Source organism: Nocardia sp. CA-107356 (genome assembly GCF_050946365.1).
Taxonomy (GTDB): Bacteria; Actinomycetota; Actinomycetes; order Mycobacteriales; family Mycobacteriaceae; genus Nocardia.
Map to the genome: position 1 here is coordinate 9825192 of NZ_CP191992.1, position 22939 is coordinate 9848130.

A 22939-nucleotide genomic window follows, 5' to 3' on the forward strand; every position below is an offset into this window, starting at 1 on the left:
GCTCGACTCCTGGAGTTTTACCCATGACCGGTTCACCAGCACCGATCACGCTATCGGTGGTCATCCCCGTCCTCGACGAAGCCGCGCTCATCCTGCGCTGCCTGGAACGACTCGTCGATCAGGAAGCGATCAGCGAAATCATCGTCGTCGACAATGGCAGTACCGACGGCACCGACGCGATCGTGCGCGAATACGCGACCGCCCACCCGAAAATCGAACTGATCTACGAGGAGACCCGCGGGCTCATCCCCGCGCGCAACGCCGGAATCGCCAAGGCGCGAGGCGATTTCATCGTCCGCATCGACGCCGACACCTTCGTCGAACCGCACTGGGGCGCGACCATCCGCGACTATGCGACCGCGCATCCGGACGTCGCCGCGACGACCGGCATCTTCACCTACCACGACTCTCCGGTCAGCTTTTTCCTGAACATCGGAGTCTGGGCGAAGCTGAAGCTCGGCATGTTCGGCGGCCCGGTCGGCAATATGCACGGCGCGAATATGGCCATCCGCCGGACCGCATGGGATGAGGTCGAAGACGACACCACCGTTCGGACCGATATCCACGAGGATCTGGATCTCGCGCTCTGCCTATCGATGAAAGGGCTGCGCATTCAGCAATTGCCGGATCAGCGGGTGCGGATCTCGGCCCGGCGGCGCCGAACCAATCCCCGTGACTTCTGGAAGTATCAGTTGCGCGGCCTGAACGCCATCGCGAATCGGGGGTATCCCATCCTGCCGGTGACCCGGGTCTTCGCCGGCTTCGCCTGGCTCGGGCACACCCTGCAATGGCCGATCTATCGGCTGTGGGATTTCGATCGTCGCCGCTTCACATTGCGCGGCAGTCCGGAACGCCTGTCCCCGGTGGACTGAATAGCGGGTGCCGGTCGCCCGGTCCGACCTCCCGGACCGGGCGACCTCTTCACTCGACCACGGTGCGCCCTTACCCGCCCGGCCACCACACCAAAATAGCCGGTAGGGCGTTTCGCCGTCGTGCGAAGCGTCCGAACCGCGCTACCCCTCGTAACCGCGGTTGCCTCTCGAGGCTATGACCGCGGCGACGCGCGAACACGAGTAGCGGACTACGCGATGATCGGAGTTCGGGTGCCGGGCATCGGGGGTGAGGTCGCGCACCACCTGGAAATGTCCGAAATACGCTGAGTAGTCGGCTCATTCCTCGGGCGGCACATGCGGATGCGGGACCGTCGGGGGCAGCAAGGCCATCGCGGAGATGCGCTGCATACCGCAGACCTGCATGAGATCGACCAGCATGGAACGCATCTGCGCGAAGACCACATGCGCCGAAAGTCCCGCGCCGTCAACGAGTTCCGGCCGCGCGCCCTTGGCGACACCGCGCAGCACCCTGGCGGCCTCGGCCTGATCCGGCTGCTGACCGGGATCGGCGAGCATCATCCGACGCACCACCTCGACGGCCTGAGCCAGACGTTCCAGCTCATCGATGAGTCGGGGGTCGAGGATTTCGTCGTCCTGCACCAGTGTCAGCGAACGGCGCAACAGCACCCTGGTGTTGCGCACGGCATTGTCGAGCGGATCGGCGGTGGCGCGGATGCGGTCCAGGCGCTGGCGCGAATTCCAGTAGAGCGGCGAGATCCGGCTGATCTCGCGACCGCCCTCGAGGGTGGAGCGCAGGCCGTCGATCTGGGGTTGGGTCGCGCGGGCGGCGGCCAGGACACGGCGGATCTTCTCCGAATCCTGTTCGAGCAGTCCGTCGGCGCACTCGTGCAGCGATTTACTCATCACCGCAAGGACTTCCGCGGCTTGCTCGCGGGCCCGGCGCACGGGATGCAGCGGTATCGACGCGACCACCACCACGCCGACCAATCCGCCCACCAGCGCGTCGATCATCCGCGAGAAACCTCCGCCCGCCGACGGCGGCAGCAAGGTGGCCACCAGCACGGCCGAACCGGCGGCCTGCATGGTGATGATCGACCCGCCGTCCAGGAATACCGCGAGCGCCATGGCCACCGCGACCACCAAGGCGATCTGCCAGACGCCGGTGCCAGCGCGTGTGATGAACAGGTCGCCGATGCCGATGCCGACCGCGACACCGACCACCAACTCCACCGACCTGCGCAGCCGCGCGCCGAACGAAATGCCGATCGAGACCACGGCCGCGGTCGGTGCGAAGAACGGCTGCGCATGCCCGACGATCTTGTGCGCGATGAACCAGGCCAGCGCCGCACCGACCGCGCACTGCAGAATCGGCAATGCGGACAGTCGCAACCGCGCCCACGCGCTGCGCAGCGTCTCCATGGTGCTGGCGCGGGCGACGCCAACCGGGGAATTCGGGTCGATCAATTTCGTCTCAGTCGAGGCCGAGCTCCGCCGCGGCGCGGGGGTCGCAGTCCTCCAACAGGTCCAAGCAGCGCGCGTACTCTTCGGACTCGCCGACCGCCCTGGCCGCCCTGGCCAGCGCGCCGACGCTGCGCAGGAACCCGCGATTGGGCTCATGACTCCACGGCACCGGCCCGAAACCCTTCCAGCCATTGCGCCGCAGGAGATCGAGGCCGCGGTGGTAGCCGGTGCGCGCGAACGCGTACGCGGCGATGATGTCGTGATTGACCACCTGTGCATCCCCCTCGGCCCCACCGCGCGCCAACGCGGCCTCCGCGAGGTAGGCCCACGCGATCGAAGCCGCCGGATGCGCGGCCGCGACCTGCACCGGATCGGCCTTATCGAGCAGCGCCTCCTCCACATCGGAGTCTTCGGGCAGGAGTACCGGTTGCGGTCCGAGCAAGTCACCGAACGAGGTCATGCGGTTCATTGTGCACTGCTCGCACGTCCCGCGCCGACACTGCGTTCCCCGCACTGAACAGTGCCTTGCCCACCGCGACCGGCTCGGCCAGCTCTTTGCCGCCGACCAGCCCAGCATCGCGGACCGGCATACCGGCCCCGACTGTCCGCGACTTCGGCCGGGATGACCGGAGCGCAGCGGAGGGGAATCCTCACAGTTGACGGATTTGCTGGCTAGGCTGGCCGTCGAGTTCAACTGTTCCGCCTGAGCGAGGGGTAGTAGGTGTCCGATCCGAACGACGAGAAGAGCCCGGCACGAGATACCGGCCGACCCGCCGAAGCGGCCGATAACGCGCGCCCCGCCGCGTCCGCGGACCGGACACCCGCATCGAACCCCAGCTCTCCGGCAGCCCCTGGCTCATCGCCGAAACCCGACGGTTCCGCGGACCGCGGTGCGTCGCCGAAACCTGGCACTTCCGCGGCCCGCGGCGCCGCGGCCGAACGCGCGGCCGCGGCGCCGACCCGACCGATTCCCGCCCCGTCGGGTGCTGAGCCATCGTCGGGATCCGGCACCTCTGCCGGATCAGACGCGACCGAACGCGCGGCCGCGGCGCCGACCCGGCCGATCGCGGCACCCTCGGCTGCGAAGCAACCATCCGGTACCGAACAGGCGAGCGGCCCGAATCCCTCGACCGGGGATATCGCGGCGCTCGGCAAGCCCGCGGCCGCCGCTGGCCCGCGAGCGACGCCCGCGCCTTCCGGTGCCGCGCCCAGCCGACCGGCCGGATCCGTCGGTGCACAGTCGTCCACATCCGCGACTGGCGGCGCGACCAAGCCCGCCGATGCGACCAAGCCCGCCCGCCCGGGCCAGCCCGCTGGCGGCGCGGGCCGATCCGCTCCGGTGGGAATGAATCCGTCCGCTGGCGGATCCGCACCGAGTGGTACCCCCGCTGCGACCCCGAATTCCGAAGCGAAGACAACGGCGATCCCACGCAGTGGCACCGAGGGCAAACAGCCCGCCAAGGACACAGGCGGCAAAGATAAGACGGCTGCCGCCCCGAGCACAGCCGCATCCGCCGCGACTCCCTCCGGCAAGGCCACACCGGTGCCGCGCGGCGCCACCCCGCCCAGCAGCACCACCCCGACTGTCTCCAGCGGCACCCCCGGCCCCAGCGCACGAACCACCCCGAACGCGACCGCATCCGGCACAACTCCCTCCGGCAAGGCCACACCGGCGGCGCGCGGCACCACCCCGAACGCGACCGCATCCGGCACAACTCCGTCCGGCAAGGCCACACCAACTGCTGGTGGCTCCACCCCGCCCAGCGGCACAGCCACACGAGCCAGCGGCACCGCACCAACTGTCTCCAGCGGCACCCCCGGCCCCGGCGCACGAACCACCCCGAACGCGACCGCATCCGGCACAACTCCGTCCGGCAAGCCCACACCAACTGCTGGTGGCTCCACCGACCGCCCGACCAACGTTGCCAGCGGGCCCGACGCTCCGACCGCCGCGATCGAACAAGGCGGTCCCACGGTCCAATCCGGTAGCGGCCCAGCGGTATCCACCGCCTCGGGCGGTTCCGCAGCTGGTCGACCGGCCGATGCCGTCAAAGGGTCCGCCCCGGCCGCCGCCAAGTCCGCGCCACGCAGCGAACCCCCTGCTCCCACACAACCCGGTGCTCCGGCCGGTGCCAAGTCGGTAGGCCCGACCGCGCCGTCGCCCCGCCCCGCCGCACCGTCGGCCCGCCCTGCCGCACCGTCGGCCCGCCCTGCCGCACCGTCGGCCCGCCCTGCCGCACCGTCCGCCAGCACTGCCGCACCGTCCGCCAGCACTGCCGCACCAGCTGGCGCGGCTGGTTCCGCGGGCCGGACCGCCACCCCGTCCGGCGGCACAGCCACGCCAGCCAGCGGTGCCGCCCCAGCTGCCGCCGGATTGTCCGGCCGCGAAGCCGCACAATCCGCTGACACATCCGCCGGCACTGCCGGACCGTCCGCGGGACCCGATGCGAAAACCACTGTGATTCGGCGGGATCCGAGTGCGAGCGAGTCCGCGGCAGCTGCCGACGCGGGGGCGGATCAGGTCGACGATATCGCGGGGGCGGATGCCGCGACCACGGTCATGCGGCGGATCGATCCCGGGCACAAGCCGTCGGTGGGCGGCAAGGATGCCACTGTTTCGACGGGCCCGGATGAGCCGGGTGCCGGTGCGCCGGATCTGGCCGGGGCCGATGACCAGACGATCGCCATGCCGGTGGTTTCGAAGCTGGACGCCGAGAAGACCGTGGCGTTGCCGATTCAGCGGCCGGTCGATAAGAACGCCACGCAGCGGATGCGGACCGATGCGAAGCCAGGGGGCACCGATCGGGTCGCTCCGACCGCGGCGCGGCCCGGGCCGGTCACCAAGCCGCCGAGTACGCCGCGTCCGGCGGCCGGGCCGAAGCAGGCCGGAGCCCAAGGACCTGCGCAAGGACCGGGGGGCGAGGAGACCGCGCTGTCGGCGCCGCGCCCGCCTGCTCGCCCGCGTCAGGTCGCATCGGCACCGTCACCGGCGGATACCCACTTGACTCGGCCCGCCCAGCCGGTGATCGGGCGACCCCCGCAACCGATGGCGCAGCCGCAGCGGATCACGCCGCCCGGCCAGCAGGCGGCAGCCACCGATGCCGCGACACCGGCCGGGCAGTCGAAGCGCTGGCTGTTCACGGCGCTCGGGGCGGCCGCGGCGGTAATGGCGGTGATTGCGCTGGCGGCCGTACTGATCGGGAATCGGGGCGACAACTCCCCGGAGGCCAAGGTGCGCGCCAGCATCACCGATTACACCGCGGCTTTGAAGTCCGGCGACCTCGCGGCGCTGCGCAAGACCACGTGCGGACCGCTGCACGACTTCTATCAGGGCATTCCAGCAGATCAGTTCGCGAGCGTGCACCAGCTATCAACGGATCGCAAGAATATTCCGGTGGTGGCGAGCGTCGATGCGGTCCAGATCACCGATAAGACCGCGATCGCGCAGGCCAACGTCTACACCGATGCGGATCCGTCCAAGCGATCGGCCAGGACCTTCGATCTGGAGCACACCGACGACGGCTGGAAGGTCTGCGACCCGCCGACCGCGGCGACACCGTAGCCGACGTCGCCATAACCAAAAGGCAAGCCCTCTAACCGGTAGCGAACGTCACACTTACCTGGTCAATGGACCGGTTCGCCAGTAGCATGGCCCGGATCATGGTCAGGGAGCAGACAATCGCACAGCCGGAAAATGATGTAGTTGTGCAGACAGCCACAGTGGCGGGACGCCGGTTCCGGGTGCGCGACCACTACGCGGTCGGCCGCGAGAAGGTCCGCGAGTTCGCACGCGCAACGCAGAGTCAGCACGGCGCGCATCATTTCGAACCCGATGCGCGCGAGCTCGGCTACGACGGAATCATCGCGCCGCCGACCTTCGCCTCGGTCATCGGCATCAGTGCGACCCGGGCCCTGCTCGAATCGGTGCTCGCCGATTACGACCTGTCCCAGATCCTGCAGACCGACCAGGTCTTCGAGCTGGCCCGGCCGATCGTGGCGGGCGATCGGCTCAGCACCGAGGTCGTGATCGAATCGATCCGGCAGTTCGGCGATAACGACTTCATCCTGGTCACGTTCTCGCTGACCAACCAGCACGGCGAGATCGTGCAGTCGGGTTCGACCACCATCGTGGCGCGCCGCGGTGTCGAGGTCGACCCGAATATCGCCAACGCCGTCGAGAACATCATGATGCACGCCCGCCCGGTCACCGTCGGCGATTTCGCGGTCCCCGACCGCGGCCCGCTGGTCGCCTTGGCCGCGGACGCCCCGGCCCCCGGAACGCCCGCATCGCGCAGCGATCTCGTGCACACCCTCCCCGACTTCGACCAACTAGCCGTCGGCGATCAGCTCCCGGCCGGGACCGCGCAGGTGACGCGCGGCGATCTGACCAACTATGCGGGAGTTTCGGGCGATCCCAACCCGATTCACTTCAGCGAGCGTGCGGCCCAACTGGCCGGACTACCGACGGTGGTGGCGCACGGGATGCTGACCATGAGTCTGGCCGGTGGTTATCTGACCTCCTGGCTCGGCGATCCGACGGCGATCGAGAAGTTCAGTGTGCGGTTCTCCGGATTCGTCCCGGTGACGACCGAGACGCCGAGCACCGTCGAGTTCAGCGGGAAGATCAAATCGCTCGATCCACGAAGACGCACCGCGACAATCTTGCTCGCGGGCGTCTCCGAAGGCCGCAAGCTCTTCGGCCGGGCCATCGCCGAGGTCAGATTCGCCTAGCGGCGCACCTTCATTCGATGGTCGCGTGCATGAGATACACGTTGTAGTCGCTCCAGGTCGACATAGTGAAGTAGAGGTCCGAACCCGAGGACCAGGGGTGGATGAATCCGCCGTACAGCTCGGGGTGATCGAGCACCGTCACCGTCGGCGCACCATCGGACCACACCCCCTGCGGTGAATCCGATTCGCGGACAACCAGCGCTGCCTTGGTGGTATCGAGATAGCTCATCTGCCATACGTTTCGGGCGGCATCGAAGCGCACCGACAGCTCACCCACCGGCGCATCGACGATCGGGCTCGCGGAGTCGAATCCGCCTACCGGAGTCCAGTTACCGTCGCACCAGTATTGGTAGGCCGTGGTGTTGAGCAACTGATCCTTCGGCACCCGTGCGACGCCGACTGCCGCCAACCGGGTGTTGGGCGTGCCGAACATATATACGTAGTCGCCCTGCGGAATCATCGCACTCACTTGGAAATTCGCGAGCCCGAAAATGTTGTCCCAGCGTGCGTAGGGATCCTTGGTCCAGGTCTGGCCGTGGTCATCGGAATAGGCGATGCCGCCGTAATTGGTGAAGAACGTGCCGGGAACGCTGTTCCAGGTGCGAATCGACATATAGCTCAGGTACTGCCGCTCCCCGAGCGCGAATCCTGAGGTAGGAATCGTGGTGACCTCGACATTGTCGAGTTTGCGGCTGGAGAGCACTTCCGCCGCGTGGCAGCGATCGTCGGTCACCATCCGGTCGTAGGTCATACCGTCGGATAGATCCCGGTCGGTGCTGAAGGCAAGCACATTGCTGCGCCAATCCATCCCCATCCCGCCCGGCGGGTGGAAGCCGCGCCCGACGGTGTCGCCGAAGGCGGTGGCGATCTCCCCCGGCGCGCTCTCCCACATGATCCCGAGGTCGGTGCCATCCACCTGCCAGCGCTTATCGGTGCGGTTCACCGAATTCGCCCCGGTCTGCTTGGCCACCTCGGTGACCGCGCTGATCTGCGGCGTCGGCCGGGCCGGGGACTGCGCGGCGGGCTCGATCGGCGGATCCACCCGCGGCGGGGGCGGCGGCACCTGACCCGGATCCGGTCCCGGCCCAGGAATGCCGAGGTGGAAAGGCTTGGGGCTCAACAGAATTTCCGGAATGCCGAGTCTGCTGGCCAGGCTGGGCGGCGGTGCGGGCGCATCGGTCAGATCCGGGCACGGGTTGGTGCACGGATTCGACGGCAACTCCATCTGTGTCCGGATCGGCGCTCGCTCGGGCCGATCGGGCGGCAGTACGGTGATCACCGGATACGGGATCGGCACTTCGAGCGTCTCGGGCACCAGGCCCGCATGCGTTGCGGGCGGATCGGTCACGCACGGACCAGCTACCGGGCCGTTCTCCACGGGCGTTGCGCCAGCAGGTCGACCCGCGTACGTCAATGCCCCGGCCGTGCACACGACGGCACCGAGTACGGCCATCCACCGCCGAGCCATCGGCAACCCCTCGACATCTCGCAATTCGCCCACCCGCCTCCCGGCCACCACCCCTCGTCGAATCGCTTCGCGATGCGGTGGCACAGCGGTCGACCCTACCCGTTCAGTGCCGTACAACCTGTCCGACTTTCCGATCGGAATCGATAGGTATCCATGACCCGCAACGGCCGAACTCGGCGCAGGATGGTTGGTGTGAGAATTTCAGTCGAACGCCGCGTACTACCCGCGATCGGCGCGGCCTGTCTGGCGGCCGCTGCGCTCGCGGTGATCCCGCCCGCCGCCATCGCCGATATACCCACCGTCCAACACGTTTCGGGCCCAGACGGTTCGCTTCCGGTGCCGACCTATCGCCCGGGTCCGAAGGGTTCGAATGTGCCACCACCGACGGAGTCGGAGGAAAAGCCGACGAAGTACTACACCGACTGCGATCAGGTGCGCGCCGAGGGCAAGCTCCCGCTCTACCGTGGTCAGCCCGGCTACGCGCCGTACCTCGATCCGGACGGCGACGGTATCGCTTGCGACTGAGGCGGTAGACCGCACAGTCTGCGACCGAGCGCGCTACTGCACCGCTTGGAACACCAGCACCGTCGCGCCGATACGGATGTTGTCACCGTCGGCGAGCAGCGCACCGCTCTCGATCGCGCCGTCGTTGACGTACACACCATTGGCCGAATGCAGATCCTTGATCAGCAGTCCGGCCCGGCTCGGCATGATGTGCGCGTGATAGCGACTGGCCTTCGGATCGTCGAGGACCAGATCGTTATCGGTCATCCGGCCGATTCGCATGCCGCCCTGCGCGATTGCCAGGATCCGCCCGTCCGGCATGCGCAGCTGTCCGCTGCGGACCGCACGCGGCATCTCGGTGACGGTCTCGGTCATCGCCGCGGCCAGCCGCTCGGTGCGCTTGAGTTCCATTGTGCTCAGCGGTTCCTGACGCAGCACCCGCTGCTCGAGATCGACCAGCACCGGACCAGGGTCGATACCGAGTTCCTCCGCGAGCACCGTGCGCACCCGACGGCACGCCTCCAGCGCGTCGGCCTGCCGACCGGACAGATACAGTGCGGTGATCAGCTGACCCCACAGCGGCTCGCGCAGCGGATGCTCATTGGTCATCGAGACCAGCTCACCGATCACCGATGAGGCACGCCCACAGGCGATTTCGGCATCGATGCGAGCCGAGGCGGCCTGCAGCCGCTCCTCGTCCATCGCGGTGGCGAAACCGTCGGCGAACTGCAGTCCGGCCAGATCGGCCAAAGCGCGACCGCTCCACTCGCGCAACGCATTCCCGTACAGCTGCGCCGCACCCGCGTGGTCGCCGACCTCGGTGCAGCGCGTGCCCGCATCCCTGGCCGCTTCGAAGCGTCCGAGGTCGCAGGCATCCTCCGGGATCTCGAGTCGATAGCCGGATGATTCGGTGCGCAGCACCATGGCCGGATCCACACCCGAATTGCGCAGCGCCTTACGGATATTCGAGACGAATACCTGCAGGCTGGCGGCGTAGGAGTCGGGTGGATCCTCGTTCCACACCATATCGGCCAGTGCAGCCGAAGCCACCGCGCGCCGTCGATTGACGGTCAGCGCGGCGAGCAAGGCTCGCGGCTTGGGCCCGCCGACCGCTACCGGCTCACCACCGACCAGCAGTCGTACAGGCCCGAGCACGCGCACATCCAGACTCATGTGCTCAAAGCCCCTGTTTCCTATTCGCGGAGTTCACGGGCCCTCCGTGGGCCCGCCCGTCGCCGACCACCACCGCAACAGGCGGCGTTCGGCAGACTCTACTTGTCCGGGCGCCACCGTCTCCGGGCCTGACGCTCACACCGCGGGAGGTAAGGGTCAGGCGCTGATCGAGCGACCCGCGGACTTCAGATCATTGCACGCCTCGACGACACGTGCCGCCATCGCGGATTCGGCCTTCTTCAGATAGCTGCGCGGATCGTAGGACTTCTTGTTGCCGACCTCGCCGTCGATCTTGAGCACACCGTCGTAGTTGGTGAACATATGCGCGGCGACCGGCCGGGTGAAGGCGTACTGGGTGTCGGTGTCGACGTTCATCTTCACCACGCCGAAACGCAGCGAATCCTCGATCTCCGACTTCAGCGAACCCGAACCGCCGTGGAAGACGAAATCGAACGGCTGCGCGTCGGCAGCGAGGCCGAGCTTGGCCGCGGCGACGCGCTGGCCCTCGGCCAGCACCTCGGGCTTGAGCACCACATTGCCCGGCTTGTACACGCCGTGCACGTTGCCGAAAGTCGCGGCGAGCAGGTACTTGCCGTTCTCGCCAGCGCCGAGCGCGTCGATGGTCTTGCGGAAATCCTCGGGGGAGGTGTAGAGCTTCTCGTTGATCTCGGCCTCGACACCATCCTCTTCACCACCGACGACGCCGATCTCGACCTCGAGGATGATGTTCGCCGCATGGGTCGCCTTGAGCAGTTCCTTGGCGATCTCCAGGTTCTCGTCGATCGGGATCGCGGAGCCGTCCCACATATGCGACTGGAACAGCGGGTTGCGGCCCGCGTTCACCCGCTCCTGGGAGATGGCGATCAGCGGACGCACGAAGGTGTCCAGCTTGTCCTTCGGGCAGTGGTCGGTGTGCAGCGCGATGGTCACGTCGTAGCGCGCGGCGACCACATGCGCGAACTCGGCCAGTGCGACCGCGCCGACAACCATATCCTTCACACCCTGGCCGGAGCCGAACTCCGCGCCACCGGTGGAGAACTGGATGATGCCGTCGCTACCCGCATCGGCGAAGCCCTTGATGGCTGCGTTGACGGTCTCCGAGGAGGTGCAGTTGATGGCTGGGAAGGCGAAGGAGTTCGCTTTGGCCCGACCGAGCATCTCGGCGTAGACCTCCGGAGTCGCGATGGGCACTGTGAAGACCTCCGTGTTGTTCGGAAAAAGACAATTCTGTCAGCCCTCAGAGTAGGCCAGCGGGCTTTCGCACGATGTCAGGGGACCTTCCTGTGAGGTCGCTCGACCAAACGAACCGGCCGGTCGGAAGAGGAGAACTTTTCGCACAGCGAGAGGTTTCTCAGTTGGACCCGGTACTGTTGGCCGCGTAATTGCGCTGGCAGCTTCCGATGCGGTGGCAAGCAATGCAGGCCAGCCGTACCCGGGACAGGAGGCCGCGTGATTCTGCTGGCAGCGACAGAATCGGTGACGAGCAACGTCGCATTGACCCAGTTGCTGGATCCGATGCACCTGCTTACGGAGACGTGGCTCAAGAACGCGGTGCTCCCGGCGATCCTGGTGATCGTCTTCATCGAGACCGGTCTGCTCTTCCCGATCCTGCCCGGCGATTCGCTGCTGTTCACCGGTGGCCTGCTGTCCGCGACGGACCATCCGCCGGTATCGATCTGGATCCTGTTACCCGCCGTCATGGTCACCGCCTTCGCCGGTGATCAATGCGCGTATTGGATCGGCCGGGCGATCGGGCCCGCGCTGTTCCACAAGGAAGACACCCGTTTCTTCAAGAAGCATTACGTCACCGAGACGCACGCCTTCTTCGAGAAGCACGGTCCGAAGACGATCATCCTGGCCCGATTCGTGCCGATCGTGCGCACATTCATGCCGGTGCTCGCGGGTGTGTCCAAGATGGAGTACCGCAAGTTCGTCACCTTCGATATCGTCGGCGCGATCCTGTGGGGCGGCGGTGTCACGGTGCTCGGCTACTTCCTGGGCAATATCGAGTTCATTCGCAAGAACATCGAACCGATCTTCCTGCTCATCGTCCTGATCTCGATCCTGCCCGGCATCATCGCGGTGGCGAAGAAGGTGCTCGATCGCGGTGCGGACGAGGCCGGTCAGCAAGATGGCGCGCTGACCGCCTCGACGAACGAGCCGACCCACTGAGCCGGTGTCCACTGCGCAGTTGCCCCTAGCAGTGGGCAGTTTCGATCCGCTGACCTCGGCGGGCCCCGCACTTGTCTGGACGGTGGTACTGACCTTCGTCTTCCTCGAATGCGCGTTGATCATCGGGTTGTTCCTGCCCGGTGACTCGATGCTGATCACCGCGGGCATCGTGATGGCCTCCAATGCGACCGGCGAGGCCCATGTCTGGGCGCTGTCGGTCGGCGCGATGATCGCGGCCATCGCGGGCAACCAGGTGGGTTACGTCATCGGGCACCGCACCGGCCATCATCTGGTGGCGAGGAAGAACGGCCGCTATATCAACACCCGCAATCTGCAACGGGTCACCGAATTGCTGCAGCGGCACGGTTTCCTCGCGGTACTCATTTCGCGCTGGATCCCGTGGGTGCGCACACTGTGCCCGATGGTCGCGGGCGCGGCGCAGATGAACCACCGCAAATACACCGTGGCCAGCACGATCGGCGCCATCATCTGGGCGCCGGTACTACTGCTCATCGGCTATTACGCGGGCAGTTTCCTGCAGCGGGTGCCGTGGCTGATGCCGGGAGTCATCGGCACGCTGGTGGTCGGGCTGATCATCGGGACGGCGCTGGGTATCCGGCATTACCGGCAGGAGATCGCCAAGCCCGCCGAAGATTTCGATCTCGAATCCGCGCCCACCGGGATACTCGAGACCGAGTGCTGATTGCTACAGCCCGGCGGCGCTGACCTGGAACGCCGCTTCCATCAAGAGCCAGCCCGATAGTTGTACCGACATATCGCGTTCCGGCACCCGGGACGAAGTCACCGAGCCACCCGCCGTGAACTGCCCCGCGCCGGACCAGCCGCCGGGTAGCTGGGCGGGCTTGGTCCAGTCGTGGCCGAACAGCGGTTCACTCTCGACCTCGAGCCGGTTCGCCCAGGCCGCCGTGGCACTGGCGCGCACGATCGCCGCCGCGGCACACCGATCGGCCACCTGTTCCCGATCGTCGCCGGGCAGCATCAGCGCGACCACCGCCAGATAGCGGGCCAGGATGCCGTTGAACAGGCCGCCGTCACCGCCGCCACCACCGTTGATCACCCCGTCGATGGTCATCTGCTCCTCGACGGCGGCGAGCAGCCGGTGTACCCGTTCGAGATGACGCTCTTCGCCGGTGTGCACCGCGAGTTCGGCCTCCAGGCCGAGCACCACCCCCTGGCAGTAGGTGAAGGTCGGGCGCTCGATCTCACCGGATGGCAGGTGGATGCCGTCGAGGATCAGGTCGGTTTCCTTGTCGCGCAGCGTCGCATCGATCCAGTCCGCCATCTCCTGCGCGCGGGAGTGGCGGCCGAGCCGCAGCAGCGCGATCGCGGCCGGTCCGTTGGCGGGTGCGTTGAAATAGTCCGAGCCGACCCGCCAGGGCACACCGCCGCCGCGCGCCGGATCCCATGCGCCGTAGAGCTCCTTCTCGAGTGCGATCAGACCGCCGTGTACGTCGGTGATGCCCTGAATTCGCTCGGCGCGCTCCAAAGCGATGGCCAGCCAAGCCATATCGTCGTAGTAGTTATTGGTCCAGCCGGTGATGTTGCGCATCCGGTGCGCACGTGCGATGGCGGCAATGCGCTTGCGGCGCTTCGGGGTCGGCACCCGGTTGGCGGCATCGACCGCGCAGTCGATCAGATGCGCCTGCCACCAGTAGTGCCAGGAGACGAAGGCGCGCTCGCCGCGGGTCGCTGGCCAGCCGACCACACCCAATTCGGTACCGGGACAGCCCCATAGCGCACGCAGGTGCCGAGAGACGATCGCGGCTTCGGCCATATCCGCTCGCTCCGACCACAGCGCGGCCGGGGGTTCAGCGTCGCGCCCGGTCCGAGGGCTGCCCGAGGTCATGGGTCAATGGTGCCAGCTTCGCGCCGGTTCATAGGGATCTTTTCGTTACCAAGCCGACGTCAAATCGGCATGTTGCCGAATCCATGCGTGCATCGCGATACCGGCCGCGACTCCGGCATTGATACTGCGGGTCGAACCGAACTGCGCGATCGAAACCGTCAGCTCGGCCGCACCCTTGGCATGTTCGGTGACGCCGGGCCCCTCCTGTCCGAACAGCAGCAGGCAGCGGCGCGGCAACTCGACGGTTTCCAGCGGGACGGAGCCGGGCACGTTGTCCACGGCCACCACCGTCAGTTGCTCACGCTCGGCGAAGGCCAGCAGCTCGCCGATATCGGTGTGATGTTCGATGTGCTGATAGCGGTCGGTGACCATGGCGCCACGCCGATTCCAGCGCCGCCTGCCGACGATATGCACGGCCGCCGCGGCGAAGGCGTTGGCGGTGCGCACCACGGTGCCGATATTGGCGTCGTGCCCGAAGTTCTCGATGGCCACGTGGAACGGATGTCTGCGCCGGTCGATATCGGCGATGATGGCCTCGCGCGACCAGTAACGGTAGGCGTCGACGACATTGCGACGGTCGCCACCCGCCAACAGCTCCGGGTCGTAGCGGGGATCCTGCGGCGGTGTCTCCCCGTGCTCTTGCGCCCATGGCCCGACACCGTGTGGATGCTCGCCCCATTCGGTGGGTCCTGGTTGCTCGGCCGTATCCGGTGCGGGGTCGTTCACGCCGACGATGCTAATTGCGGCCACCCCGCGGCATGAGCGACGGGGCGGCGGCGGTAGCGCAGGGTAACCACGGAGCGCCCGCGAAGGCCGCACATCGAACACCGCCACCATCGGGTGGCCGGAATGCGGCGATTTCTAGTAGGTCGAGGATGTGGAGCCGAGGACGCCGACAGCGGTCAGGATCACCATGACGATGATGAACAGAATGGTCAGGATCAGCAGGATCGACGAAATGAGGCCGCAGACATATCCGGCCATAACACTGCTTCGACCACCGATCGCGCCGCCGGACGCGTCGATCTCGTTGAGTGCCTTCTTCCCCATCACCCACGCGACCGGTCCGAGGAATTGGCACAGCACCAGTCCGAGGATGCCCAGAATCAGGACCGTGACGGCCTGCGGGTGATCCTGTGGCGGACCATAGGCTGGATAGCCGTACGGCGAACCGTACTGCGGTGGCGGCGGGTAGTTCATCCGCAGGATGGTAGTTGGTGGTGTAGCTGGCTACACCTCGGATTCGGCGGTCAGCTCCATCGAACGCCGCCGCGACCCCGACAACCATGGAGCCCATGACCGAGACACAAACCCTCGTGCTCGACGCGCCGACCGGCAAGACCGGACCCGACGCGCGGGATGTGCTGCGCGCCGTGCTGCGGGCACCGATCCAGGCCCGTACCTGGAAGCAATTCGCCTATGTCTTCACGGTTTTCGTGATCGGCGTACTCGCCGTCTGCTATCTGTTCTTCGGTTTGGGCGGCGGCCTGTACGCCTCGATCGTGCTCATCGGTATCCCGGTGCTCGCGTTGGTGATTCTCGGCGCGCGAATCTGGGGGAAGGTCTATCGCGCACTGGCCAGGGATCTGCTCGATACGCCGGTGGAAGGGCCACCGCCCTATGTCTCGCAGCCGGGCTTCTTCGGATTCCTGAAGAGCGCGTTCACCGATCGCGCGAGTTGGCGGGGCATCCTGTTCCTGTGCGCGCAGGCCGTACTCGGTGTGGTCGGTGGCTATTTCGTGCTGATCGTGGTGGCCATCACGGTATTCACCGCGCTGTCGCCGATTCCGTGGGTGCTGTTCAACCCGACGAATATCGACGACAGCGGCGTCGCACACCATTCACTCGCCCAGTTCGGATCCTTCTATATCGACACCTGGCCAAGGGTTTTGCTGATGTCCGCGGTCGGCGTCATCGGCTGCTTCGCTCTGCCGTGGCTGCTGCGCGCGGTCTGCTGGATCCACGGGCTGCTCACTATCGCCTTACTCTCCGCGACGGCGCGCGACCGGCAGTTGGTCGAGTTACAGGCGAGCAGGCGTGCGGCGGTGGAGGATTCGACGGCGACGCTGCGCCGGGTGGAGCGGGATCTGCACGACGGTACGCAGGCACGATTGGTGACGATCGCGATGGCTCTCGGACGGGCCGAGGAGCGGCTGGCCGCGGGCGCTGATGCCCGCGATCTGATCGCCGACGCACACGCCAGCTCAAAGGAGGCATTGACCGAATTGCGCGAACTGGTACGCGGAATCCATCCGCCCGCACTCGAATTGGGGCTCGAGCCCGCGCTGGAAACGCTGGCGTCGCGGTGTGCGGTTCCGGTGCAGCTGCGGGTACACCTGCCGCAGCGGCCGAATCCGGCCATCGAGGCGATCGCCTACTTCTCGGTCGCCGAACTGCTCACCAATGTGGTCAAACACGCGAACGCCGCCAGCGCCTGGGTTTCGGTACTGCCGACCGATGCGCGAACCATTGCGGTCTCGGTGCGCGACAACGGAATCGGCGGTGTGCTACCGCCCATGGACGGGGAATACGCAGCCGGCAGCGGACTCTCGGGCCTGGCGGCGCGGGCCCGCACGGTGGACGGCACGCTCACCGTACAGAGTCCGACCGGCGGGCCCACCGTCGTGACCATCCTGCTCCCGATGGCCGGACCGCGATGAGTACACCGTTGCGGGTGGTCATCGCCGAGGACAGCGTGATCCTGCGCGACGGCCTGGCCGGGCTGCTGACCGAGCGCGGCCACGAGGTGGTCGCCATGGTCGGCGACGCCACCACCTTGAGCGATGTGGTCGGCACCTACAACCCCGACGTGGCCGTTGTCGATGTGCGGATGCCGCCGACCTTCACCGACGAGGGGCTGCTCGCCGCGATCGAGCTGCGCCGCAAATATCCGCTCACCGGTGTGCTGGTGTTCTCGCAATGGATCGAAACCCGCTATGCCACTGAACTTCTCGCCAGTGGCGCAAGCGGTGTCGGCTACCTGCTCAAGGATCGGGTTGCCGACGTTCGCGACTTCGTCGACGCACTCGACCGCGTCGCGACCGGCGGCACCGCACTCGACCCGGAGGTGGTGAGTCAGCTGATGGGTGCTTCGCGCCAACAGGATTCGCTCGCCCGGCTCACGCCACGGGAGCGCGAGGTCCTCGAACTGATGGCACAGGGTCTGTCCAATAACGCGATCGCGACCGCACTCACGGTCACCGAACGTGCCGTCGAGAAACACATCGGCAATATCTTCACCAAACTCGACCTGCCGCCCTCGGATACCCATCACCGCCGAGTGCTCGCGGTACTGCGATTGAAGGGCTGAGTCGGCGCACGACGCCGCCGAGCACCACAGCGGCGTCGACGCGGTCACCCGAGCCATCGGTGACCACCAGGATCACATCGATCCTCGCGGGCGGCCGCCGTCAATTGACGAACACCAACCGATCACCCCGACCGTTGCCCAGTGGAGACGGCCTGGTCACGGGTCTGGTCAAGGCGCATTCACACTGGGCCGAGCCGACCTATTCTGGAGGTACAGAGCAGTCGGGTGGAGGCTGGTATGGACCACGCGCGCATTCTCCGCACCGTGCTCGGGGTGACGGCCGGGTACTTGGTGCTGCTCGGATTCTGGCTCGGCTGGCTACTACCGCATACGCCACCGGGCACCGAGGCCTATCAGATCATCGCGCTGGTCGGCCTGTTCGGTTCGTGCTGCGGCATCGGAATGCTGCTGGCCGCTCGGCCCTCACGCGCGGATCGGCAGCTGTGGCGGCATGGGCTGGAGGGGTGGGCGACCATCGAGGGCGCGCATACGCTGCAGCACACCGATCATCACACCGAGTTGACCGAATTCGATCTGGAACTCGTTGTGCCCGGATCCGAAAGTTACCATGGCACTATCGTTTTCGATGTCACCCCGGCCGACAAACCGCGCCTCGCGGTCGGCGAGACGATTTCGATCAGGGTCGATCCCGCCAACCGCGATCGAATCATTCTCGTTCTGGGGCAATAACTTTCGCGCGCCCGGAGCATGGTTCGATCTTCGCGTGGGCGCGGGGATCCGCGAGCAGGAATTGCGCGGCCGCATAGGTCGACAGGATGACGCCTTCCACGACCCGCCGCGACCGCTCGCCCCGGGCGAACAGCCGACGCAGCACGATCAACCCATCGGAGACGGTGAACAGCAGCGCGCCGAGGCCGAGCCGACTGCGCGGATCCGCACCCGGAATATTGAGCCCGGCGATATCCCGCGCCTCCGGAGCCAATCCGGGATCGGAGGCGAGCACCGCCGCGCTGCCGAGCGTTGCACCATAGGCCGTCAGCGGCACCGCGACGGTCGGCGCCTTGGCCCGCAACAGCGCCGCGGCACCCAGCCAGGCCAGCACCCGGGGCAGCGCGATCTCGGGACGCGGCCGTGCACCGCGCCGCCACCAGAGCGCCGAATACCCGCCCTGCATCACCGCGAACGACGAGGCTCCCGCGATCAGCCGGCGATCGTTGTCCGGCTCGATCAACAGCACGTCACCGATGGTCGCGGCGCCGAGCGCGCCGAGCAGAACCGTGCGGTCGACCGGGTCGAGCGCTGCCCGATCGGTCGCCACATCCGCCGCCAAGAGCGGCATCATCAGCGGCTTCGCGACCCACTGCAGTGTGTCGCGGCCGGTGACCGCGCCGTACACGGTCACCGCCGCCGCCGCTAGGAACCCGGCACGAAAGAGACGCAAATCAGACACCGTCAGAAGCTCGGCTCTTTCGGGGCGGGCGGCAGCGTGACCACCTGACCCGCATAGCTCAGGCCAGCGCCGAAGCCGAGCAGCAGCGCCGTCTGGCCGCCCTTGGCCTTACCGGTCACCAACATCTCCTCCATCGCCAGCGGGATGGAGGCGGCGGAAGTATTGCCGGTGTTCTCGATGTCATTGGCCACCGGAATGTCATCGGCGAGCCCGAGATTCTTCTTCATCAGCTCGTTGATACGCGCATTGGCCTGGTGCGGAATGAACACCTCGATGTCCTCTTTGGACACCCCGGAAACCTCCAGCGCAGAGGCCAGCGCGCGCGGCAAAGTGACAGCCGCCCAACGGAATACCCGCGGACCCTCCATCCGCAGCGACATTCGGCCGACGGGCTCGATCGCCGGATCGGTGCCCTGCAGTGCCTGCGCCTTCTGCATGTACTCGAGGAAGTCGACATCCTGCGCGATCGCCGATGCGTTCTCGCCGTCACTGCCCCACACCGTCGGGGAGATGCCGTTCTCCTCGCTGGGGCCGACCACTACCGCGCCCGCGCCGTCACCGAAGATCATCGCGGTGCCGCGATCCGTCGGATCCAGCCCGACGGTCATCGTCTCCGCGCCGATCAGCAGCACGTAATCGGCCGAACCCGCCCGGATCAGATCCGCCGCGACACCGAGACCGTAACCGAAACCACCGCAGCCGGAGGTCAGGTCGAAGGCCGCGATCCCGTTCATCCCCAGATCGTTGGCGACCTTCGGCGCACCGTGCGGGGTCAGCGTCAACCAGCTCGAGGTGGCCAGAATGAGTGCGCCGATCTTGGACCGGTCGATGCCGCTATTGATGATCGCGCGCTCACCGGCGGCCGCCGCGATCGACTGCAGCGTCTCGTCATCGCTGATCCACCGACGATTGCGCACGCCGGTGCGCTCGTAGATCCACTCGGGGGTCGAGTCGAGTACCTCGCACACCTCTTCATTGCTGACCAGGCGCTTCGGACGGTAAGCACCGATGCCGAGCATCGAGACATTCGCACGGCTGTTATTGACTGCAATGCTCACCACAGGTAACTCACACGACCCTTCACTGTCTACCGAACGCCTCGCTGCGCTCGGCGTATGCGCTCCCTATATCGAGCCGCACAGCCATCGGCGTTTCAGCTGATTCGAAGCTCCGACCACCAGCGATCGCGCCCCGGGACCACGCTCGCAGCTTAGCCGAGCGCGAGATCCTTCAATCCGAGGATCGACCGGTACTCCAGCCCCTCGGCCGCGATCACCTGATCGGCACCGGTTTCCCGATCCACCACGGTTGCGACGCCGACCACGGTCGCGCCCGCCTCGCGCAGCGCGCGCACGGCGGTCAACGGCGAATTACCGGTGGTCGTGGTGTCCTCGACGACGAGCACCCGCTTGCCGACGATATCCGGGCCCTCGATCTGGCGCTGCATGCCGTGGGTCTTGGCGGCCTTACGCACCACAAAGGCGTCGATCGGGCGGCCGGGTGCGTGCATGACGGCAAGGGCGACCGGATCCGCGCCCATGGTGAGGCCGCCGACGGCCTCGAAATCCCAGTCCGCCACGAGTTCGCGCAGCAACGTGCCGATCAACGGTCCCGCACCGTGGTGCAGGGTGGCGCGACGCAGGTCGACGTAGTAGTCGGCCTCCTTGCCCGAGGACAGCGTGACGCGGCCGTGCACAACGGCGAGTTCGCGAACCAGCGCGGCCAATCTGTCTCGGTCGTCCGTCGAAACGGCGGTATTGCTTACCTGGTCGATCATCTCTGTTAAGTCCTTCCGCGTGCGTTGAACATGCCGCGATTCAGTCGGGCCGCCAGGGGTCGCGGGATCATTCCGGCGGCGGTGGTGAGCACTTTGTACTGCACACCGGGCACGCTGAGCACCCGGTCCTTCTCCAGATCACGCAGCGAACCGGCGACCACCTGGTCGACGCTCAGCCACAGCTGCTTGGGCAGCGACGACATCTCGATGCCAGCCCGCTCATGGAATTCCGTATGCACAAATCCGGGGCACAGGGCCTGTACTCGGACACCGGTTCCGGCCAGTCCACCCGCCAACCCTTCGGTGAAGGATACGACGTAGGCCTTGGAAGCCGAATAGGTCGAGCCGCGCCCGGGGATCAGACCGGCGACGCTGGCGACATTGACGACCGACCCCTTGGCGGCCGCGATCATCGCGGGCAGCGCGGCCCTGGTCAGCTGCACCACCGCCGTGACATTGACATCGAGCTGAGCCTGGACCGCCGCGGGCGACTGGGTCCAGAACTCCCCCGACTGCCCGAATCCCGCATTGTTGACCAGGAATTCGATGCCGTCGGCGGCGCGCGCGACCACCCGATCCCGATCAGCGGCATCGGCCAGATCGGCGACCAATACCTCGGAGCGGGTGGCGAATTTGCGTTCCAACTCCGCGGCCAGCGCGTTCAACCGCTCCTCGTCGCGGGCGACGAGAACCAGGTCATAGCCGAGGGCGGCGAGCCGCTCGGCGAATCCGTGCCCGATGCCGGACGTCGGTCCGGTGATCAGGGCGACAGGACGGATGGCACCGGGCAAGCGCGCGGGACTATCTGGTCCACCCGTCACCCGGCCACCGCCCCCGATCGAATCGCTACGCGATGCTGATTCCATTGCACAATCCAAAGTCGAAGTGGTACCACGGCTGCGCTTTCGAGCGACCTGCAAGCAATCGCTGCGGCCATCACTGCGGCACAGGTCCCTGGTACGGACGGAATCCAGGGTGGAACGGACCGCCGGGCGGATCCGGTGTGTGCTCGGCGGACTGCCATTCGTCCTCGTCCGACTCGGGCCGGATGGGCTCGGGCTGGGCGGATTCGCGGGTGGCCGGACGGTCTTCCGGCGGCCAGTTGTCCTCCGGCTCCGCTGCCCAGCGGTCGTCGCGGGCCCGCGAGCGAGAGTCGGGGACGACGGCGAGGCTGGGGCGGCGCGGCGGTTCCGGGGCCGCGGCGGCTGGTTCGTCGTCATAGTCATCGTCGTATTCGGAGTACTGCGACTCCTGATACTTCGGCCGATCGAAATCCTGTTCGTCATAAGACGATTCGTCGTATGCGGAGTCCGAGTCGGCGTAGTCCGGATCCTCGCGCTCGTCCTTGCGCCGCTCCGGCGCGGCGACCCGGCTCGCACCCACCGGACCATCCGCATCGTCCGGAGCAGCGGAGCGCGATGTGCGCGGATGCGGCCGACCCGGATCGTGACCGCCCGAATCCACCCCGCGCACATCACTGACCGGCGGCAGCACATGCAACAGACCCGACAGCCGCAGCACCGCGTCGATGGTGGTCTCCCAATCCTTGGCCACCGTACCGACATTCAGCATGCCGAGGGTCCAGTTGCCCTCACTCCACAGCATCTGCACGGTATCGGGCAGCGACTCGATGAAGGCGACCATGCGCTGGTCGACGGCGTGCCTGGCGATCTCCGGATTGGTCGCGAACACCACCCGGTCGCCGATCGCGCCGAGTAGCTCCAGATCGGCGTCCTTGGGAGGTGAGGCGGTCTTGAGCCGCATATCCACATCGATATCCGAACCGATCTGCCTGCGCACCGCGACCAGCGTCGCCGCATCCTCGAGATCGAAGAGGACGAACTTCTCGCCCTTGCGGATTCCCGACACCACATCCACCGCGGACAGATAGCCGAGTTTGGCCAGCGCACCGCGGCGCCAGGTCGCCGCGAGCGCCGGTTCCACCGACACATACGTATAGCCCTGGGCCTTCGCCCAGACCTGGCGCGCATGACCGGTCCGCCGTCGCTGGACCCGATCGAAATAGAGCAGCACGATCGCACCAACCAGCGCGATCGCCGCCAACCCGAACCACATTGCCGTCATCGTCGCCTACCCTAATATGCGCAGTCGGACGAAGTCCGCCATAAGCCCCGCGCCGGGCCGAGCGAAGCCGAGGCTCTCGTCTATCCAGCGATTACGCGTCACTGCCTGCCCGTGGTTTCCCCGGTC

At 66.9% G+C, this 22939-nt stretch carries 23 protein-coding genes; 9 read left to right on the top strand and 14 right to left on the bottom strand.

The window, feature by feature from the left end:
• The first annotated feature begins 23 nt into the window (after positions 1-23).
• Positions 24-872 carry a glycosyltransferase family 2 protein gene (locus ACQP1G_RS44185; RefSeq protein WP_433196410.1) on the top strand — a complete coding sequence of 283 codons (849 nt, stop codon included), beginning with the start codon at positions 24-26 and terminating at the stop codon, positions 870-872.
• A gap of 297 nt (positions 873-1169) precedes the next feature.
• Here ACQP1G_RS44185 and ACQP1G_RS44190 read toward each other — a convergent pair whose 3' ends face one another.
• From ACQP1G_RS44190 to ACQP1G_RS44200, 3 genes are all read right to left on the bottom strand, one after another.
• Positions 1170-2273: an FUSC family protein gene (locus ACQP1G_RS44190; RefSeq protein WP_433209371.1), complete on the bottom strand. Its 1104-nt coding sequence runs from the start codon at positions 2271-2273 to the stop codon at positions 1170-1172.
• Positions 2274-2325: 52 nt separating this feature from the next.
• Positions 2326-2775: a DUF3151 domain-containing protein gene (locus ACQP1G_RS44195; protein ID WP_433196412.1), complete on the bottom strand. Its 450-nt coding sequence runs from the start codon at positions 2773-2775 to the stop codon at positions 2326-2328.
• A gap of 230 nt (positions 2776-3005) precedes the next feature.
• Positions 3006-4655 carry a hypothetical protein gene (locus ACQP1G_RS44200; RefSeq protein WP_433196414.1) on the bottom strand — a complete coding sequence of 550 codons (1650 nt, stop codon included), beginning with the start codon at positions 4653-4655 and terminating at the stop codon, positions 3006-3008.
• A 118-nt stretch (positions 4656-4773) separates the two neighbouring features.
• On the opposite strand from ACQP1G_RS44200, the gene ACQP1G_RS44205 reads away from it, so the two are divergent.
• Together ACQP1G_RS44205 and ACQP1G_RS44210 are read left to right on the top strand one after the other, a co-directional pair.
• Complete coding sequence (locus tag ACQP1G_RS44205; protein ID WP_433196416.1) at positions 4774-5877, top strand: Rv0361 family membrane protein; 1104 nt, start codon at positions 4774-4776, stop codon at positions 5875-5877.
• Positions 5878-5975: 98 nt separating this feature from the next.
• A complete protein-coding gene (locus tag ACQP1G_RS44210) occupies positions 5976-7046 on the top strand; it encodes a fused (3R)-hydroxyacyl-ACP dehydratase subunits HadA/HadB (RefSeq protein WP_433196418.1) in 1071 nt (356 codons plus the stop codon).
• A 10-nt stretch (positions 7047-7056) separates the two neighbouring features.
• On the opposite strand, the gene ACQP1G_RS44215 is transcribed toward ACQP1G_RS44210, so the two are convergent.
• A complete protein-coding gene (locus tag ACQP1G_RS44215) occupies positions 7057-8514 on the bottom strand; it encodes a DUF4185 domain-containing protein (RefSeq protein ID WP_433209374.1) in 1458 nt (485 codons plus the stop codon).
• A 192-nt stretch (positions 8515-8706) separates the two neighbouring features.
• Here ACQP1G_RS44215 and ACQP1G_RS44220 point away from each other — a divergent pair, with 192 nt between their 5' ends.
• Complete coding sequence (locus ACQP1G_RS44220; RefSeq protein WP_433196420.1) at positions 8707-9039, top strand: excalibur calcium-binding domain-containing protein; 333 nt, start codon at positions 8707-8709, stop codon at positions 9037-9039.
• A 33-nt stretch (positions 9040-9072) separates the two neighbouring features.
• Here ACQP1G_RS44220 and ACQP1G_RS44225 read toward each other — a convergent pair whose 3' ends face one another.
• Positions 9073-10191, bottom strand: coding sequence for a BTAD domain-containing putative transcriptional regulator (locus tag ACQP1G_RS44225; RefSeq protein WP_433196422.1), 1119 nt, complete (start codon positions 10189-10191; stop codon positions 9073-9075).
• Between the two features lie 156 nt (positions 10192-10347).
• Complete coding sequence (fbaA, locus tag ACQP1G_RS44230) at positions 10348-11382, bottom strand: class II fructose-bisphosphate aldolase (protein ID WP_433196423.1); 1035 nt, start codon at positions 11380-11382, stop codon at positions 10348-10350.
• Between the two features lie 324 nt (positions 11383-11706).
• Here fbaA and ACQP1G_RS44235 point away from each other — a divergent pair, with 324 nt between their 5' ends.
• Together ACQP1G_RS44235 and ACQP1G_RS44240 are read left to right on the top strand one after the other, a co-directional pair.
• Positions 11707-12363 (top strand): DedA family protein, encoded by a 657-nt coding sequence (locus ACQP1G_RS44235; protein WP_433209377.1) that lies wholly within the window; start codon positions 11707-11709, stop codon positions 12361-12363.
• A gap of 19 nt (positions 12364-12382) precedes the next feature.
• Complete coding sequence (locus ACQP1G_RS44240; protein WP_433196425.1) at positions 12383-13066, top strand: DedA family protein; 684 nt, start codon at positions 12383-12385, stop codon at positions 13064-13066.
• Positions 13067-13069: 3 nt separating this feature from the next.
• Here ACQP1G_RS44240 and ACQP1G_RS44245 read toward each other — a convergent pair whose 3' ends face one another.
• The 3 genes from ACQP1G_RS44245 to ACQP1G_RS44255 form a co-directional block, all read right to left on the bottom strand.
• Positions 13070-14158 (bottom strand): glycoside hydrolase family 76 protein, encoded by a 1089-nt coding sequence (locus ACQP1G_RS44245; protein WP_433209380.1) that lies wholly within the window; start codon positions 14156-14158, stop codon positions 13070-13072.
• Between the two features lie 117 nt (positions 14159-14275).
• Complete coding sequence (locus tag ACQP1G_RS44250; RefSeq protein WP_433196427.1) at positions 14276-14956, bottom strand: TrmH family RNA methyltransferase; 681 nt, start codon at positions 14954-14956, stop codon at positions 14276-14278.
• A 135-nt stretch (positions 14957-15091) separates the two neighbouring features.
• The gene (locus tag ACQP1G_RS44255) at positions 15092-15430 is read right to left on the bottom strand and encodes a DUF4190 domain-containing protein (RefSeq protein WP_433196429.1); all 339 of its coding nucleotides are present in this window, start codon (positions 15428-15430) and stop codon (positions 15092-15094) included.
• A gap of 95 nt (positions 15431-15525) precedes the next feature.
• Here ACQP1G_RS44255 and ACQP1G_RS44260 point away from each other — a divergent pair, with 95 nt between their 5' ends.
• The 3 genes from ACQP1G_RS44260 to ACQP1G_RS44270 all read left to right on the top strand — a co-directional run bounded on the left by ACQP1G_RS44260 (position 15526) and on the right by ACQP1G_RS44270 (position 18230).
• Positions 15526-16890, top strand: coding sequence for a sensor histidine kinase (locus ACQP1G_RS44260; RefSeq protein ID WP_433196431.1), 1365 nt, complete (start codon positions 15526-15528; stop codon positions 16888-16890).
• The gene (locus tag ACQP1G_RS44265; RefSeq protein ID WP_433196433.1) at positions 16887-17540 is read left to right on the top strand and encodes a LuxR C-terminal-related transcriptional regulator; all 654 of its coding nucleotides are present in this window, start codon (positions 16887-16889) and stop codon (positions 17538-17540) included. Before ACQP1G_RS44260 ends, ACQP1G_RS44265 begins: the two co-directional genes overlap by 4 nt.
• Before the next feature lie 237 nt (positions 17541-17777).
• A complete protein-coding gene (locus tag ACQP1G_RS44270; protein ID WP_433196435.1) occupies positions 17778-18230 on the top strand; it encodes a hypothetical protein in 453 nt (150 codons plus the stop codon).
• Here the strand turns inward: ACQP1G_RS44270 and ACQP1G_RS44275 are convergent.
• From ACQP1G_RS44275 to ACQP1G_RS44295, 5 genes are all read right to left on the bottom strand, one after another.
• Entirely contained in the window at positions 18208-18942 is a 735-nt protein-coding gene (locus ACQP1G_RS44275; protein WP_433209383.1) for a lysoplasmalogenase, read from the bottom strand. The genes ACQP1G_RS44270 and ACQP1G_RS44275 overlap by 23 nt on opposite strands.
• 11 nt (positions 18943-18953) lie before the next feature.
• Complete coding sequence (locus tag ACQP1G_RS44280) at positions 18954-20012, bottom strand: beta-ketoacyl-ACP synthase 3 (RefSeq protein WP_433196437.1); 1059 nt, start codon at positions 20010-20012, stop codon at positions 18954-18956.
• Positions 20013-20161: 149 nt separating this feature from the next.
• Positions 20162-20728, bottom strand: a complete 567-nt coding sequence (gene pyrE / locus ACQP1G_RS44285) for an orotate phosphoribosyltransferase (RefSeq protein WP_433196439.1) — start codon at positions 20726-20728, stop codon at positions 20162-20164.
• Positions 20729-20733: 5 nt separating this feature from the next.
• Entirely contained in the window at positions 20734-21594 is an 861-nt protein-coding gene (locus ACQP1G_RS44290) for an SDR family NAD(P)-dependent oxidoreductase (protein WP_433196441.1), read from the bottom strand.
• A 70-nt stretch (positions 21595-21664) separates the two neighbouring features.
• Complete coding sequence (locus ACQP1G_RS44295) at positions 21665-22813, bottom strand: hypothetical protein (RefSeq protein WP_433196443.1); 1149 nt, start codon at positions 22811-22813, stop codon at positions 21665-21667.
• Between the last annotated feature and the right edge of the window lie 126 nt (positions 22814-22939).